This window comes from Salifodinibacter halophilus (assembly GCA_012999515.1).
In the GTDB taxonomy this organism is placed as follows: domain Bacteria; phylum Pseudomonadota; class Gammaproteobacteria; order Nevskiales; family Salinisphaeraceae; genus Salifodinibacter; species Salifodinibacter halophilus.
This window is the reverse complement of sequence record JABEEB010000757.1, coordinates 1-235: the sequence shown is the minus strand read 5'-3', so window position 1 is coordinate 235 and position 235 is coordinate 1. Positions and strand designations below refer to the sequence as shown.

The following is a 235-nucleotide window of genomic DNA, read 5'->3' as shown; positions in this document are numbered from 1 at the left end:
GCTTTAACGGGCGCCAACACGCTGCCTGGCCAGCACCAGCTGACGCAAATGCGCTTCGGCGCAAGGCGGCCCGCAATAAAGGCGCGCCTGGTCGGTTGCGTCGAACGGCTCCAGGCACTCGCGATTGAGGCAGTGGCCGCATGCCGCCGGACGCGGCTGGGTTTCGGCCCGCCGCTGTTGCGCCAGCAGCGACTGCGCCAGATTGATGGCTTCGAAGTGTTGCGCTTGGTCGATG

1 protein-coding gene is annotated in these 235 nt (G+C 66.8%); it reads right to left on the bottom strand.

What is annotated here, in order from left to right:
* Window positions 1-3: 3 nt before the first annotated feature.
* Window positions 4-235: hypothetical protein (locus HKX41_13610; protein ID NNC25170.1), on the bottom strand; the 232-nt coding region annotated here is incomplete at its 5' end.